Here is a 933-nt window from a genome sequence, read left to right as displayed (position 1 = left end):
GACAACCAGGATGTTGGCTTAGAAGCAGCCACCATTGAAAGAGTGCGTAATAGCTCACTGGTCGAGTGACTCTGCGCCGAAAATGTAACGGGGCTAAACACACCACCGAAGCTATGGCTTGATGCTTGCATCAGGGGTAGGGGAGCGTTGTATAAGGGTTGAAGGTGTACCGTAAGGAGCGCTGGACATTATACAAGTGAGAATGCCGGTATGAGTAACGAAAAGATCAGTGAGAATCTGATCCGCCGAAAGCCTAAGGGTTCCTGAGGAAGGCTCGTCCGCTCAGGGTAAGTCGGGACCTAAGGCGAGGCCGAAAGGCGTAGTCGAAGGACAACAGGTCGAAATTCCTGTACCACCGTAAATCGTTACGAGCGATGGGGGGACGCAGTAGGGTAGTGACGCAGACTGATGGATGTCTGTCCAAGCAGTAAGGCTGATGTGTAGGCAAATCCGCACATCGACAGGCTGAGCTGTGATGGGGAGTGAAAATTACAGTAGCGAAGGTCATGATCTCACACTGCCAAGAAAAGCCTCTAGCCAGATGAAGGTGCCCGTACCGCAAACCGACACAGGTAGGCGAGAAGAGAATTCTAAGGCGCGCGGAAGAACTCTCGTTAAGGAACTCGGCAAAATGACCCCGTAACTTCGGGAGAAGGGGTGCCCCGGTAGTGTGAATAGCACGAGGGGGCCGCAGTGAAAAGGCCCAAGCGACTGTTTAGCAAAAACACAGGTCTGTGCGAAGCCGTAAGGCGAAGTATACGGGCTGACGCCTGCCCGGTGCTGGAAGGTTAAGGGGAGCGGTTAGGAGCAATCCGAAGCTGTGAACCGAAGCCCCAGTAAACGGCGGCCGTAACTATAACGGTCCTAAGGTAGCGAAATTCCTTGTCAGGTAAATTCTGACCCGCACGAATGGCGTAACGACTTGGGCGCTGT

Annotated in this window: 1 rRNA gene; it reads left to right on the top strand. The window is 53.5% G+C overall.

The features are described 5' to 3' along the window. Window positions 1-933: ribosomal RNA gene (locus MH144_RS30595) — 23S ribosomal RNA — on the top strand; the annotation flags it as partial.

The sequence above is a fragment of the Paenibacillus sp. ACRRY genome (assembly GCF_022346995.1).
Taxonomy (GTDB): Bacteria; Bacillota; Bacilli; order Paenibacillales; family Paenibacillaceae; genus Paenibacillus.
Note: the sequence above shows the minus strand (reverse complement) of the source record. Positions and strands in the feature narration are given on the sequence as shown.